Annotated in this window: 11 protein-coding genes; 1 reads left to right on the top strand and 10 read right to left on the bottom strand. The window is 70.8% G+C overall.

Going from position 1 to position 14103, the window contains the following annotated elements; translation table 11 throughout:
- Nucleotides 1-505: 505 nt before the first annotated feature.
- Nucleotides 506-3844, top strand: a complete 3339-nt coding sequence (locus IQ251_RS10965) for a CHAT domain-containing protein (protein WP_228046574.1) — start codon at nucleotides 506-508, stop codon at nucleotides 3842-3844.
- A 21-nt stretch (nucleotides 3845-3865) separates the two neighbouring features.
- On the opposite strand, the gene IQ251_RS10960 is transcribed toward IQ251_RS10965, so the two are convergent.
- Genes IQ251_RS10960 through IQ251_RS10915 form a run of 10 tightly spaced genes read right to left on the bottom strand, consistent with a single transcriptional unit; the run spans nucleotide 3866 to nucleotide 13978 of the window.
- Nucleotides 3866-4891 (bottom strand): hypothetical protein, encoded by a 1026-nt coding sequence (locus IQ251_RS10960; protein ID WP_193928412.1) that lies wholly within the window; start codon nucleotides 4889-4891, stop codon nucleotides 3866-3868.
- Nucleotides 4892-4937: 46 nt separating this feature from the next.
- The gene (locus IQ251_RS10955) at nucleotides 4938-5483 is read right to left on the bottom strand and encodes an Rv1363c family protein (protein WP_228046573.1); all 546 of its coding nucleotides are present in this window, start codon (nucleotides 5481-5483) and stop codon (nucleotides 4938-4940) included.
- A 13-nt stretch (nucleotides 5484-5496) separates the two neighbouring features.
- Nucleotides 5497-6600, bottom strand: coding sequence for an MlaD family protein (locus tag IQ251_RS10950; RefSeq protein ID WP_193928411.1), 1104 nt, complete (start codon nucleotides 6598-6600; stop codon nucleotides 5497-5499).
- Nucleotides 6600-7775 (bottom strand): MCE family protein, encoded by a 1176-nt coding sequence (locus IQ251_RS10945; RefSeq protein ID WP_193928410.1) that lies wholly within the window; start codon nucleotides 7773-7775, stop codon nucleotides 6600-6602. The genes IQ251_RS10950 and IQ251_RS10945 overlap by 1 nt, the downstream gene beginning before the upstream one ends.
- Nucleotides 7775-8980: an MCE family protein gene (locus tag IQ251_RS10940; RefSeq protein ID WP_193928409.1), complete on the bottom strand. Its 1206-nt coding sequence runs from the start codon at nucleotides 8978-8980 to the stop codon at nucleotides 7775-7777. Before IQ251_RS10940 ends, IQ251_RS10945 begins: the two co-directional genes overlap by 1 nt.
- The gene (locus IQ251_RS10935) at nucleotides 8977-9957 is read right to left on the bottom strand and encodes an MCE family protein (RefSeq protein ID WP_193928408.1); all 981 of its coding nucleotides are present in this window, start codon (nucleotides 9955-9957) and stop codon (nucleotides 8977-8979) included. Before IQ251_RS10935 ends, IQ251_RS10940 begins: the two co-directional genes overlap by 4 nt.
- Complete coding sequence (locus IQ251_RS10930) at nucleotides 9954-10979, bottom strand: MCE family protein (RefSeq protein ID WP_193928407.1); 1026 nt, start codon at nucleotides 10977-10979, stop codon at nucleotides 9954-9956. The genes IQ251_RS10935 and IQ251_RS10930 overlap by 4 nt, the downstream gene beginning before the upstream one ends.
- Complete coding sequence (locus IQ251_RS10925; RefSeq protein WP_193928406.1) at nucleotides 10976-12349, bottom strand: MCE family protein; 1374 nt, start codon at nucleotides 12347-12349, stop codon at nucleotides 10976-10978. Before IQ251_RS10925 ends, IQ251_RS10930 begins: the two co-directional genes overlap by 4 nt.
- On the bottom strand, nucleotides 12346-13185 hold the full coding sequence (locus IQ251_RS10920; protein WP_193928405.1) for an MlaE family ABC transporter permease: 840 nt from the start codon (nucleotides 13183-13185) through the stop codon (nucleotides 12346-12348). Before IQ251_RS10920 ends, IQ251_RS10925 begins: the two co-directional genes overlap by 4 nt.
- Before the next feature lies 1 nt (nucleotide 13186).
- Nucleotides 13187-13978, bottom strand: coding sequence for an MlaE family ABC transporter permease (locus IQ251_RS10915; RefSeq protein WP_193928404.1), 792 nt, complete (start codon nucleotides 13976-13978; stop codon nucleotides 13187-13189).
- Between the last annotated feature and the right edge of the window lie 125 nt (nucleotides 13979-14103).

The raw sequence follows: 14103 nt of genomic DNA, 5'->3' as shown, positions 1-14103 counted from the left end.
ATCACTCTCGTGGCGGAGAACACGATCACCACACGTAACCGGCATCGAGGGCGTTATCGCTGCTCAGCGGCTTGATACGGGGGCTCTCCCGCGCGTCGGAGCGGGGTCTCGGGCGGGTGCTGGAGCGGGCTCGCGAACCGCCTCCGAGCCCGCTCGCGGCCCCGGCGTTCGGCGCGTCCTCCACCACGCGGGGCGATCGCTCCACTCCGCTCCGCGGCGGGTTCCGGAGCCCTCCGCCGGGGTCCCGGCGCGCGGCCCGCGGCACGTGCTGCTGCAGCCGATGGGCGGGGTTCCTTCGGCCCGTCGGCCGAGCGGTCGCGCAGGCCGGAGCATCGATTTCCGGCAACCGCCGCTGCACCGGGCCCGGTACGAGTAGGTTTGCCCGCGTGCACGGGCTGCCGGGGGTCCCGGCAGCGCCGGTAGCGGGACACGGCTCCGGGGCGCTTCGGCGGATCCCGGCCGCGTCGAGGCCACCGGCAGCGAGACGCCCACGGGAGAAGTACGGATGACGGACGACGCGAGCCGCGCCAGCGAACGGTTCGGCAGGCTGCAGCGCTGGACCGGTGGACGCGGCACCGGCGACCAGGGCGGCACCGGTTCCAGCTGGTTCTCCAACGACGAGCTGGGAGAGCCGGACGAGGCGCAGGAGCAGCCGCATCCGCAGCACGACCCCCGCGGCGCGGCCGGGCACGACCCGTTCGGGCAGGACGCCGCAGCGCAGGGCGCGGAGCCTCCCGCGCCCCGGGGGCAGCGCGGACCGCAGGCACCCGCACCCCCGCCGACCGCGGCGCCCGCCCAGCAGTCCCCGGCGGCGCAGCAGTCCCCGGCAGCCCAGCAGGCCCCGCAGCAGGCCGGCTCCGATTCGCGGGCGTCCACCGAGCAGCGCTACGCCGAGGCCATCGCGACGATGAACGAGATCGTCAGCACGCTGGACTTCGGGCAGCTTCCCCGGGTGACCGAGGTCTTCCGGGTGACCGCCAGCGTGCTGCGCGAGGACGATCCCGCCCGGGCCGGGGTGCTCAACAACCTGGGCAGCGCTGCCCAGCTGACCCACCTGCGCAGCGGGGACCTGGTCGATCTCGAAGACGCGATCTCCTACTACCGCTCGGCCTCGGCCACTGCGCACGCCGACGACCAGGACCTGGTGCTGTATCGCTGCAACCTGGTGCTGGCGCTGGGCGAGTACGCCGGCAAGGCGGGCGACGTCGGCACCGCGGCCGAAGGAATCCGGGTGGCGCGGGAGACCGTCGAGCGGACCCCACGCCGCGACCACCGGCGCGCGATGACGTTGATCCGGCTGGCCAACGCGCTCAAGCTGCACGCCCGGCTGGCCGACGACGCGGACTCGGACGGCGAGTCGATCGAGGTGTTCCGCGAGGCCGCGCGGATCTCCCCGGCGCGCGAGGCGGCCACCTCGGAACTGCTGATCAACCTCGGTGCCGCGTTGCTGCGCCGCTACGAGCGGGACGGATCGGCCGAGGACCTGGACGAGGGGATCAAGCATCTCGGCTCCGGCGCCGGGGCGCTGGCCGACGGGGAGCCGCGGCGCTCGGCGCTGTGCCACCTGGCCAACGCGCTGCGGCTGCGCTTCCGGCACAGCGGATCGCTGTCCGACCTCAACGCCTCGGTCAACGAGATGATCGGGTTGCTCGGCGTGCTCGAACCCGGGCACCAGCTCACCGGCCGGACCGCGTGGATCCTCGCGGCGACCGCCATCGAGCACGTGGACGCGACGGGCGAGCCGAGCCAGCTGCGCCGGGTGCTGCACCCGCTGGCTCCCGCCATCCGGTCGATGGCCGGCACGGATGCGGAACGCTCGCTCGCGCTGGCCGGTTACGGGGCCATGCTGCGCAGGCACTTCGTGCACGGCTCGGAGCAGGCAGCGCTGGACGCCGGGGTGCGGGCCTGCCAGGCGGCGACCGAGGCGCCCGGCCCGGCGGACAAGGCGGCCGCAGTGCGCAACTCGCTGGTCACGGCCTTGATCGACCGCTACGAGCACACCGGCGACACCGGGGACCTGGACCAGGCCGCCGACCTGGCGCACGCGGTCTCGCAGGCCGCGGGCGAGGGCAGTGCCGACGGCTACACCGCCCGCGCCCAGCTGGGGCTGATCGCCATGCACCGGTTCCGGCTGCGCGACGGCCAGTCCGATCTGGAGCGCGCCGTCGAGCTGTTCGACGCGGTGCTGGCCGAGATCCCGGACCAGATCCCGTCCCGGGCGGCGGTGGCCACGAACCTCGGCCGCGCGCTGCAGGCGCTGCACCAGCGCACCGGTCGCCGCCGCTACTACCGCTGGGCGCGCAAGGTGCTCACCGAGGCGGCCGAGCAGACCACCGCACCCGCCGAGCAGCGGCTGCGTGCGGCCAACCTGAGCGGCCGGCTGGCCGCGGAGGCGAGCCGGTGGGGCGAAGCCGTGGAGTCCTTCCGCAGCGCGCTGAAGCTGCTGCCGCTGATCAGCTGCGGCAAGCGCGTGGTGGCCACCCCGGCGACCCAGCGGCGCTGGGCGACGATCACCGCCGACGCGGTGGCCGCGGCGCTGGAGGCGGGCGAGCCGGTGCGCGCGATGGAGATGCTGGAGTTCGGCCGCTCCGCGATCCTGTCCGACTTCTTGCCCGCGGGCGGGGAACTCGGCGAACTGCACCGCACGCACCCCGACCTGGCCGACGAGGCGGTGCAGCTGCGCAGGCTGCTGAATCGCCCCGCCGACGAACCGGTCCTGGGCGAACCGGACGACCGCGGGCGGTTGGCCCGCTCCTGGGAGCGCCTGCTGGAGGAGATCCGCGCCGAGCGGCCCAGCCACCTGCGCCCGCGCAGGCTGCGCGAACTCGCCGAGGGAGCACCGGACGGCACCGTGGTGATGATCAACCTCAGCCGGTACCGCTCGGACGCGCTGGTGCTCGTCGGCGGCCGGGTCGTGACGGTGCCGCTGCCGAACACCAGCCCGGAACGCGCCGCCGAACGCAGCGCCGCCCTGCTGGCGGCCGCGCAGCAGGACGACCACCGCACCGCCGATTCGGTGCTGGACTGGACCTGGCAGCACATCGCCCGCCCGGTGCTGGAGCGGATGGGCTACCTCGGCGTGCCCGGCGGCGGTGTGCGCTGGCCGCGGGTCTGGTGGAGCGCGATGGGCGAAACCGCGTTCCTCCCGTTGCACGCGGCGCAGGCACGTACCGGGGAATGCGTCCTGGAACGCGTGGTCTCCTCCTACACGCCGACACTGGGGGCGTTGCTGCGCGCTCGGGAGCGCCCGATGCCGGATTCGGGCGCGGCGCTGGTGGCGGCGGGTTCCGCGCAGCAGATCGGCCGGGAGCTGCCGCGGCAGAACCAGGTGCTGGCGCAGTACTGGCCGCAGGCCGAGATCAAGTCGGTGGAGGCGGCGACCGCGCCGGACGTGCTGCGCGACCTGCCGCGGCACCCTTGGCTGCACGTGTGCGAACCCAGCTCGCAGTTCCCGGCGCAGCCCGCGGCCGGCGTGCTGCTCGAACGGGACGCCCCGCAGCGCAGCCTCGGTCTGGTGGAACTGGGCCAGGTGCCGCTGGAGGACGCCGAGTTCGCCTACCTCGGCCAGTGCGCCACCGCGGCGGACGAGACGTCACCGGCCGGGATCTCGCTGGCCGGCGCGCTGTCGTTCGCCGGATTCGCGCACGCCCTGGGAACGCTGTGGGAGGTGGACGAGCACAGCGCGGTGCGCGTGCCGGCCGGTTTGTACGAGACCACGTACCACGACGGGGAATTCGACACCGCACGCACGGCTTTCGCGCTGCACCACGTCACCCGCGCGCTGCGCAACGAAGCACCGGAGGCCAGTTGCGCGTGGGCCGCGCACGTGCACGCCGGGCCGTGACTCCGGCCCGGCCGCGGCGGCTCAGCGCAGCGTGATGCGGTTGAGCTTCCACTGGTCGCCGTGCTTCTCGGCGCCGACGGTGAGCTGCGCGGGCTCGTTCTGCCCCTCCTGGTCGCCCGCGCGAGTCGCCTTCTGGTCGACGTAGAGCAGGACCTCCGCGCGGTCGCCCTGCAGCCAGGTCACCGCGCTGGACTTGACCGAGGTGTCCACGACGAGCTTCTGCTGCGGCGCCTGGTCGCGCAGCACGCCCCAGAGCTCGTTGTACTTGGCCACGGCCGGCCCGACGAGCAGCTCGTCCGCCGCCGCATCGGCCTTGTCCTGCTCGGCGAAGTTGTAGGAGAACAGCTTGGTCACCGCCTCGCCGACCTGCCCGTTGACCTCGCTGGTCGCGCCCGCGTCGACGAGCGCGTCGTTGGCGGCGGCACCGCTGGTGTGCAGGGCGACGGTCTCGTAGGCGAACCAGGCGCCGAACCCGGCCAGCACGGTCGCCGCGGCCAGCAGCGCCACCCGCAGGCCGAACCCGGGGCGCCGCGCGGATCCGGCGGCGTCCGGGTCGTCGTCCGCATCGGACTCGTCGGCTTCCGCGGCTTCGTGCTCGGCGGCTTCGTGCTCCGCGGCTTCGGCGGCATCGGACTCGGCATCGGACCGGGCCGCGGTCGGTTCGTCGCCGGCGGGATCGGCGGCGTCGGATTCCGGCCCCTCCTCCGGCAACCGGGCGATCCGGTCCGCGGACAGGTCCGCGTCCGCGGCCGCACCGGATTCCCCGGAATCGCCGGGTTCCGCCGCGGCATCGGACTCCGGAGCATCGCCCGCGGTCGCATCCGCCGACCCGTCCGCGGCGGTCTCCGCCCCGCGGTCCGCAGATCCCGGTCCCGATTCCGGCTCAGCCGATTCCGGCTCCGGACCCTCCGGCTGTTCGGGCGGATCGGTCTCCTGGGCGCCGGTCTCCTGGGCGCCGGGCTGCTGCTGGCGTCGGCGCAGCCCGGCGACGCGCTGGCGACGGGCTCCCCGCCGGTCGGGTCCGGAACCACGGCTGCTGCTGGACACGTGCTGCTCCCTCGAAAACGGTGCGGATCTGCTGGTCCGGCCCCGGTCAGCCGACCGGGACCAGGCCCAGCCTGCTGAGCTTCCAGTCCTCTCCCTCGCGGGTGAGCACGGCCTGGTAGCGGTGCCGCTTCGCGGACGGCTGCTGGTCCTCGGCCTGAACGGTCATCTCCACCACGGCGAGCATCGTGGCCTTGTTGCCCGCGTCGTCGAGTTCGGTGATGCCCGCGTCCAGCACCTCGGCGTTGCTGATCGTCTTGGCCTGCTGGATCTGCTGCACGAACGGTTCCCGCCCGTTGCGGACCTCCTCGCGCAGCGCCCCGGTCGCGTTGGCCTCCCAGCGGTCCAGCCCGCCCTTTACATCCCGGTGATCCATGCTGTTGAACGCGGCGACGGCCTTGCGCCCGCCTTCCAGGGCATCATCGCGGATCGCGGCGCGCTGGATCCCCTCGTCGTTGGACGCCAGCGCCCAGGCACCGCCGAATCCCGCGCACACGAGCAGGGCGGCCACCAGGATCGCGGACACGAGCCAGCCGACCCGGCCGCGCTGCGCGGGTTCCGGGACCGACTCGGAATGGGTGGTTTCGGTGGACATGGCTCCTTCTCCGCTACTGGCCGGGGGCGTTCTGCGCACCGCGCACGCCGGTCTCGCTACCCGGCGGCTCGGCGCAGTGCGCGTCGGTGTTCAGCGGCACCGGGTTCATGTCGTTGCCCGGCCTGCGGTCGGTCCCCTCGTACCCGGCGGCGCACGGCATCGGGTCGAACGCGTTGAGCACCAGACCGAAGTGGGCCGTGCCGTCGCCCGGCATCACGGTCTCCGAGGCGGTCACCACAGCCGGGTACAGCGTCATGATCTGCTCGATACCGTCGGTCTTCTCCGCCAGCAGCTGCGAAGTGCTGGTGAGGTTGCCCAGCAGCGGGGTCAACTGGTCGTTCTCCCGGATGGCACCGCTGACCTGCCGGGCCGCCGGGGGCGCGTTGTCGATGACCGAGCGCAGGTCGCCGTCGGACTTCTCCAGCTCGCCGGTGAGCAGTTCCAGGTCCTCGCTGAACGACCGGATCGACGAGCCCTGCTCGTTCTGCGTGGCCAGCACGGTTTTGCCGTCCGCGAGCAACCGCTTGGTCTGCGGCACGTGCTGCTGGGCCTCGTCGGTGAATTCGCGCGTGGTGTCCACGATCGTCTGCAGGTTGCCGCCGTTGTCGCGGAAGGCCGTGCCGAGTTCGTCCACCACTGTGCGCAACGAGTCCTGCGGGACGGATCCCGCGAAGTCGTGGAGGTTGGTCATCAGCGTCTCCACCGGCAGCGGAATGCGCGCGGCGTCCGAGCGGATCACCGAGCCGTCGTGCAGGTGCGGACCGCCGGCGGACCGCGGCCGCAGGTCCACGTACTGCTCGCCGACCGCCGAGCGGTTGGCGACCACGGCCTCCACGTCGGACGGGATCGGCGGGGCGCTGGATTCGATGTCCAACGGCACCTCCACCCCGGTTCTGGTCAAGTCCAATTCACCCACTCGACCGACAGGAACCCCACGATAGGTGACCTCGGCGTTATCGAAAACACCTCCGGTCCGTTCCAGTTCCACGGTGACCTCGTAGCCGCGCGAGCCGAACATCCGGTCCAGCCCGGCATAGCGGGCGCCGGCGTAGCTGACGCCGACCAGCGCGATCGCGACGAAGGCGATGATCTGAAGACGGACTCTGCGAGTGAACATCAGCTGCCTCCGAGAACGCCGCCGAGCAGTCCGCCGGAATCGGAACCGTCCGACTCCTCCGGGGCCTCCTGCTGCTGTTGCCCGGAATCCCCGCCGTCACCGGACAGCGGAAGCGGGGAGTCCTCGGCGGGGTTGGGCGGATTGATGATCGGCTGCCTGCTCCGGCCGAGGTTCTCCAGCAGGTTGGACAGGTTCAGGTCCACGTCGGCGTAGAGGTTGGTGTAGTCGCTGCCGCCGATCCCCTCTGCCGCGTTGTCCGGGAACGGGAAGGTGAGCAGGATTTCCAGCGACTTGGGCAGGTTCTCCCCGGCGGCGGCCAGCTGCTCCAACGTCGGCGCCAACTGGTTGAGGTTGTGCACCAGGTCCTCTCGGCTGCGGTTGACCGTGTCGGTGGCCACCCCGGACAGCTCGTCCAGCGATTCCAGCATGGTGACCAGCTGCCCGCGCTGCTCGTTGAGCACCCGCAGGCCCGGTTCCAGCTCGTCCAGCGCGGTTTCGATGCTGCCGCGCTGCTGCTCCAGGCTGGCGCTGAGCCGGTCGATGCTCTCCAACGCGCGGGTGATGTCGTCGCGCTGCGCGTCCAGCCCGGCGACTGTCTCCTCCACATTGGACAGCAAGCCCTTGATGTCGGACTCGCGGCCCTCCATGGCGTTGTTCAGCTCGCGGGTGATGTTCTGCAGCTGTGCCACACCGCCGCCGTTGAGCAGCATGGACAGTGCGCCCAGCACTTCCTCGACTTCGGGGTTGCGGTTGGTCCGGTCGATGCCGATCAGGTCGTCGTCGGCGAGCCGGCCCGCGGGCTGCTCGGGCTGCGGGGGGTCGCCGAGCTCCACGAACTTCTCGCCGAGCAGGCTGGACTGGCGCAGCCGGGCCGAGGCGTTCTCCGGTAACCGGACATCCCCGTTGACCTGCACCACGGCTTCGGCCTGCCAGGAGTCCGGTGCGAGCCGGATGGTCTGCACGCGGCCGACCGGCACGTCGTTGACCCGCACGCCCGCGTTGGGCACCAGGTCCAGCACATCGGCGAACCGCACCCGCACCTGGTAGGGATCGCCGCCGAGGTCGGCACCTCCGGGCAGCGACATGTCATAGACGCCGCGCGTGCCGCAGCCGGCGAGCACGAGGGCCGCCGTACCCACGGCCAGGACGGCGCGGAGAACTCGTTTCGCCGACATCAGTTACCTCCCGGTCGCTGCGAATCCGGCAGGGACAGCGGCAGTTCGGGTGCTCGTCCCTGCTGCAGCGAGCCGATCGTCTCGGCCGGGGTGGGCAGTGGATCGGCCCCCTCGACCACCGGCTCCAGCGAACCGCACGCGTCCGCGAGCTCCCGCGGGACCTCCTCGCCCGGCGAGTTGTGCTGCAGCAGCTTGCAGACCGCCACCAGCGGCGGCTGGTTGAGCTCGTTGATGTTCGCCCGGACGTCGAGCGTCCCCGAGGCGCCGTTGTAGGCGTTGGCGAGGTTGCCGATCGCCAGCGGGGCGTTGGTGAGCGACTCGCCCAGCGCCTGCTTCTGCTCGACCAGCACTCGGCTCACCGAGTTCAACTGGTCCACATTGGACTTCAGGTCTTCCCGGTTGTCCCGCACGAACGACTCGACCTTGCCCAGTGCCACGGCCAGCTCGGCCATCGCCGCGCTGAGCTGCTCGCGCTCACCGGCCAGGTTCCCGCTCACCTGCTCCATCTGCGTGTTGAACCGGTGCATCTGCTCATCGTTGTCGGCCAGCGTCGTGGTGAACTTCTGCAGGTTGTCGATGGTGTCGAACAACTGCTCGCTGTTGCCGGACAACGTCGTGCCCGCCTCGCCGAGGTTGCGGATCGTCTCGGAGAGCTTCTCCCCGTTGCCCTCCAGGTTGGCCGCACCCGTGTCCAGCAGCTCGGACAGCGCGCCGTCCGAGTTCGCCCCCTTCGGCCCCAGCGCGGTGGTGAGGTCGTTGAGACTGCGGTAGACCTCGTCCAACTCGACCGGGGTGGCGGTGCGGTCCGACTTAATCACCGCGCCGTCCTGCAGCTCCGGGCCGCCGCGGTAGACCGGCGTGAACTGGATGTAGCGGTCGCTGACCACGCTCGGCGCCACGGCCACCGCGCCGGCGTCCGCGGGCACCTGCACGTCCCGGTCCAGCGTCATGTCGACCCGCACCTGCTCGCCCTGCGGGCGGACGTCGTCGACCGAGCCCACCTGGACCCCGAGGATGCGCACGTCACCGCCGGGATAGATACCGACGGCGGCGTCGAAGTGCGCGGTGACCTTGCGCTCGCCGGCCCCGAAGAACAGCCACCACCCGGCCAAGGTCGCGGCGAGCACCACGACCAGGCCGATGGCCACCCCGGCGACGCCCGGCCTGCGCCGCCGGGCGATTGCGGTGTTGTCGGCGGGCGTCATGGCTGGCAGCCCTTCTCGTTGATCGGACCGACGGCCGGCGGCAGCAGGCCGCACAGGTAGGTGTCGAACCACCTGCCGTTGCCGAGCACGTTGGCGAACAGGCGGGTGAACGGCGCGAACGACTCCAGGCTCTGGTCCAGGCTCTGCTGGTTGCGCTCCAGCAGCGCGGTAACCCGGTCGAGCTGCTCCAGCGCAGGCCCGATCTGCTCCTCGTTGTCCTCGACGAGTCCCTGCAGCTGGGTGGACAGCTCGCGGGTGCCCTGCAGCAGCGAGTTGATCGAGTCGCGCCGCGCGTTGAGCTCCTCCAGCAGCAGGTTCCCGTCGTTGAGCAGCTTCTCGAACTCGGCGTTGCGATCGGCGACCGTGCGCGAGACCTGCGCGGTGTTGTCCAGCAGCTCGGAGAGCTGCTGGTCGCGCTTGCTGATCGTCTGGGACAGCTCGGACAGCCCGTCGAGCGCTCCGCTGACCTCGTCCGGCGTTCCGGCGAACGTGTCGCTGATGGTCTGGAAGCTCTGCGCGAGCTGGCCGGTGTCGATCTGGTCGACGGTGCCGGACAGATCGCTGAACGCGTCCATCACGTCGTAGGGCGACATCGTCCGCTGCACCGGGATCGGCTCATCCGCGGGCATCTCCTGCTCACCGCGCGGATCCAGCGCCAGGTACTTCTGGCCCAGCAGCGTCTTCACCTTGATCGCGGCGGCCGTGTTGTCGCCCAGCCACGCGTCGTCGACCCGGAAGCTGACCAGCACGTGGTCACCTTCCAGTTCCACATCGCTGACCGTGCCGACCTTGACCCCGGCCACCCGGACCTCGTTGTCCGGCCGGAGCCCGGCCGCCTCGGTGAAGTGCGCCTGGTAGACGGTGCCGCCGACCAGGGGCAGGCGCTCGAAGTTCATCGCGGCAAGGAATCCCAGCACCAGCACCAGGATCCCGGCGATGCCGATCTTGAGCGGATCGCGTTGGGCAAACGGCTTCATCGCTGGCACCTCGGCTGGTTCACGGGCAGCAGCGGCAGCTGCAGGTCCAATTCACCGATCTCGGCCTTACCGCCCGCACTGCACACGAAGAAGTTGAACCAGGACCCGTGCGAGGCCGTGCGGCCGACCGTTTCCAGCTTGTTCGGCATGTTCTGCAGCCACCGCTCGGTGATCTCCTCGTGGTCGTTCAGGTTCCGGGACAGGTCGCCGAGTCCGGCGATATCGCGCTGCAGCCCGGGCCGGGCCTCCTCGGCCAGTCCGGCGGTGGTGTTGGTCAGCCCGTCGAGCGCGGTCACGGCGTCGCCGATCGAATCGCGGTCGGCGGCCAGGCCGGACACGACCTGCTGCAGCTGCACGATCGAGCCGGACAGCTCCTCATCGCGCGAGTTGACCGAGTCGAGCACACCGTTGAGGTTGTTCACGACATCGCCGATCACCTGGTCCCGCGAGGCGATCGTGGAGGTCAGCGAGGAGGTGTGCGCCAGCAGGCTCTCCACCGTGCCGCCCTCGCCCTGCAGGACCTGGATGATCTCGTGCGAGAGCTTGTTGACGTCCTCCGGCGAGAGCGCCTGGAACAGCGGCTTGAACCCGCCGAGCAGCACGGTCAGGTCGAGCGCCGGCTTGGTGCGCTCCAGCGGGATGGTCCCGCCCGGACGCAGGTAGCCCTCCTGCGCGCCGGTGCCCTCCTCCAGCGCGATGTAGCGCTGTCCCACCAGGTTCCGATACTTGACCTGTGCGGTGACCGTAGCGGGCAGCCTGCGCTCGGCCACGTTGAACCGCACCTCGGCCTGCCTGCGGTCGGCGACCTCGATCGACTCGATCTCGCCGACCTTCACCCCGGAGATCCGCACGTCGTCGCCCTCGTTGAGCGCGGTGACGTCGGTGAACCGGGCCGTGTAGGACTCCGCCGAGCGCAGGTCGCGGTTGGCGATGGTCAGCACCAGCAGCCCGGTGGCCAGCACGGTGACCAGCACGAAGATCAGGAATTTCACCAGCGGAGCGGTGATGGAACGTCCGTTCACCGGTAGCTCACCTCCGCACCGCGCAGCGCCGGGCCGACCAGCAGCGCACCCCAGTCCGGCACTTCTTCGGCGGGCCGACCGACCGCGGGGGCCAGCATCCCGGACACCATGTCGCTCTCCTGCGGTGAATTCGCCTCACCCAGCGCACGCGCGGACTGCGGTGCGGTGCCCGCCGCGCCGCTGGACTCCGGCAGGTAGTCCTCGCCCATGGACGGCGGGTTGAGCCCGCCGTCGATCGGCCGGGACGGCGCCGGCGGCACCGAACCGTCCTTGAACGGGCCGTCCGGCGGGTATTCGGGCATCGGCTTGGGCAGCGGGATCAGGTCGTAGCAGCGGGGTCCGCGCTTGTCGGCGAACTCCGGCTCGTCCTGGTTCGGGTAGTACTTGCCGCGACTGGACACGATCTCCAGCGTCACGTGCAGCCCGGGCTCGTCCGTGCCCTCGCCGAAGGTCTTGCGCACCTCGGGCACCAGCCGGGACATCTGGTTGAGGAAGCACGGGTAGGCCGGGGCGTACTTGGACAGCACGTCCAGCGTCGGCCGCTGCGCCTCGCCCAGCGTGATGATGTTCTCCCGGTTCTCGGTGGTGAACCGGGTCGCGTCCTCCGCGGTGGTGGTCACCTGGCCGGTGAGCTCGTCCAGCGATTCCCGCTGTTCGACCAGCGTGCGCGAGGTGGTGCTGAAGTTCTCCAGCGCCTGCACCACGTCCGGTGCCGCCTCTTCGTAGGTCTCGGCGACGCCGACCAGTTCCTGCAGGTTGCGCTGCAGGTCCGGGATGGACGGATTCATCTCCTCCAAGTAGCCGTTGAGCTGCTCCAGGCTCTGCCCGATCGATTCGCCGCGCCCGTCCAGCGCCTGGTCGACCGCGTTGAGCGTGGCCGCGAGCTCTTGCGGTTGCACCGCCTGCAGCACCGGCATGGTGTCGGCCAGCACCTCCTCCAGCTCGACGGAGGCGCTGGTGCGGTCCTGCGTGATGACATCGCCGCTGGCCAGCTGTGCCCCGGACGGCTCATCCGGTAGTTCCAGCGAGACGTAGCGCTCACCGAACAGGGTCTGCGGCAGCAGCCGGGCCGAGAGGTTCGCCGGGAGCCGGTCGGCGAACTGCGGTTCCAGCTTCAGGTCGAGTTCGGCCCCGTCACCCTCGGAGCGGATGTCGCTGACGCGGCCCACGGTCAGCCCGCGCACCTTCACGTCGGAATCGGGCATGAGCTGGTTGCCGGTCGACGGCGCCTGCAGCACGACGTCCACTGTGGACGTGAATGCCTTCTGGTAGATCGCCACCGTCAGGCTCAAGAACATGACGGCGGACATCAGGAATGCGACGCCGAGCAGCCGGCGCCGGGTCGTGGTCAACGCGCGCTTGGTGTTCATCCGGTGATCCGAACGGTCGTGGTGGTGCCCCAGATCGCAAGGCTCAGGAAGAAGTCCAGCAGTGCGGTCGTCACGATCGCGGTGCGCACGGCCCGCCCGACGGCGATGCCGACCCCGGCGGGTCCGCCGCTGGCGCGGTAGCCGTAGTAGCAGTGCGTCATGATCACGACGACGCTGAAGATGAGCACCTTGCCGAAGGACCAGAGAACGTCCTCCGGCGGCAGGAACAGGTTGAAGTAGTGGTCGTAGGTGCCCGCGGACTGCCCGTACAGGTAGACGATGACGCCGCGGGACGCGATGTAGGAGGTCAGCAGGCCCAGCACGTACAGCGGGATCACCGCGATGAACCCGGCCATGATTCGGGTGGTGACCAGGTAGGGCAGGCTCGGTATGCCCATGACCTCCAGCGCGTCGATCTCGTCGGAGATCCGCATCGCGCCCAGCTGCGCGGTGAACCCGGAGCCCACCGTCGCCGATAACGCGAGACCGGCCACCAGCGGCGCGATTTCACGCGTGTTGAAGTACGCCGAGATGAACCCGGAGAACGCGGACGTGCCGATCTGGTCGAGGGCGGTGAAGCCCTGCAGACCGACGACCGTGCCGGTGAACACCGTCAGGCCGATCATCACGCCCACCGTGCCGCCGATGACGGCCAGCGCACCGCTGCCGAAGCTGACCTCGGCCAGCAGGCGCAGAGTTTCCTTGGCATAGCGCCGGATCGCACGCGGGATCCAAGCCAGCGACCGCAGGTAGAACGACATCTGGTCACCCAGGTCGTCCAGCACCTCCAGCGGCCGGCGCAGCATCCGCCGCGCGCGCTGCGGGATCGTCACCATGTCACATTCCCTTTGGTGGTACGACCTGGAGGTAGACGGTCGTGAGGATGAAGTTCACCGCGAACAGCAGCAGGAAGGTGATCACCACCGACTGGTTCACCGCGTCCCCCACGCCCTTCGGACCGGGCGGGGGGTTCAGGCCCCGGTAGGCGGCCACGACCCCGGCTATGAAGCCGAATATGAGCGCCTTCAGCGCCCCGATCCACACGTCCGGCAGCTGGGCCAGCGCGTTGAAGCTGGCCATGTAGGCGCCCGGTGTCCCGCCCTGCAGGATGACGTTGAACGTGTACCCGCCGACGACGCCGACCACGCTGACCATGCCGTTGAGCAGCACGGCGACCAGCATCGCCGCGAGCACGCGCGGCACCACCAGGCGGTGGATCGGCGAGACGCCCAGCACCTCCATCGCGTCGATCTCGTCCCGGATCTTGCGCGAACCGAGATCGGCGCAGATCGCCGAACCGCCGGCCCCGGCGATCAGCAGCGCGGTCACGATCGGGCTCGCCTGCTGGATGATCGCCAGGACGCTGGCCGCACCGGTGAACGACTGCGCACCGATCTGCCGGGTCAGCGAGCCCAGCTGCAGCGCGATGACCGCACCGAACGGGACGGAGACCAACGCCGTGGGCAGGATCGTCACGCTGGCGATGAACCAGCACTGCTGCACGAACTCGCGGATCTGGAACGGCCGCTTGGGCAACGCCCGGCACACGTCCAGCGCGAGCGCGAAAAGGCGCCCGGTCTCGCGGATCCCGCCCGCTCCGGGGAATCGGGTCTGCGTGGGTGCGCTCACCGCTCATCTCCCCGCTTGCGGCCGAACCAGCGCCGCCGCTGGGCCGAGACCGGTTCCTCCTCCGGGTTGTGCCCCACCGTCCACGGCGGCTGCTCGGCGGACTGCTGCTGACGCGGGTACGGGGA

Origin of the sequence: Saccharopolyspora montiporae, from assembly GCF_015209505.1 — a bacterium.
Lineage (GTDB): Bacteria > Actinomycetota > Actinomycetes > Mycobacteriales > Pseudonocardiaceae > Saccharopolyspora > Saccharopolyspora montiporae.
This window is presented reverse-complemented; position numbering and strand designations above follow the sequence as displayed.

Excerpts from the sequence above, each read along its gene's own strand:
- IQ251_RS10965 (WP_228046574.1), top strand. The coding sequence starts at position 506 with ATGACGGACGACGCGAGCCGCGCCAGCGAACGGTTCGGCAGGCTGCAG.
- IQ251_RS10955 (WP_228046573.1), bottom strand. The coding sequence starts at position 5,483 with ATGTCCACCGAAACCACCCATTCCGAGTCGGTCCCGGAACCCGCGCAG.
- IQ251_RS10950 (WP_193928411.1), bottom strand. The coding sequence starts at position 6,600 with ATGTTCACTCGCAGAGTCCGTCTTCAGATCATCGCCTTCGTCGCGATC.
- IQ251_RS10945 (WP_193928410.1), bottom strand. The coding sequence starts at position 7,775 with ATGTCGGCGAAACGAGTTCTCCGCGCCGTCCTGGCCGTGGGTACGGCG.
- IQ251_RS10940 (WP_193928409.1), bottom strand. The coding sequence starts at position 8,980 with ATGACGCCCGCCGACAACACCGCAATCGCCCGGCGGCGCAGGCCGGGC.
- IQ251_RS10935 (WP_193928408.1), bottom strand. The coding sequence starts at position 9,957 with ATGAAGCCGTTTGCCCAACGCGATCCGCTCAAGATCGGCATCGCCGGG.
- IQ251_RS10925 (WP_193928406.1), bottom strand. The coding sequence starts at position 12,349 with ATGAACACCAAGCGCGCGTTGACCACGACCCGGCGCCGGCTGCTCGGC.
- IQ251_RS10920 (WP_193928405.1), bottom strand. The coding sequence starts at position 13,185 with ATGGTGACGATCCCGCAGCGCGCGCGGCGGATGCTGCGCCGGCCGCTG.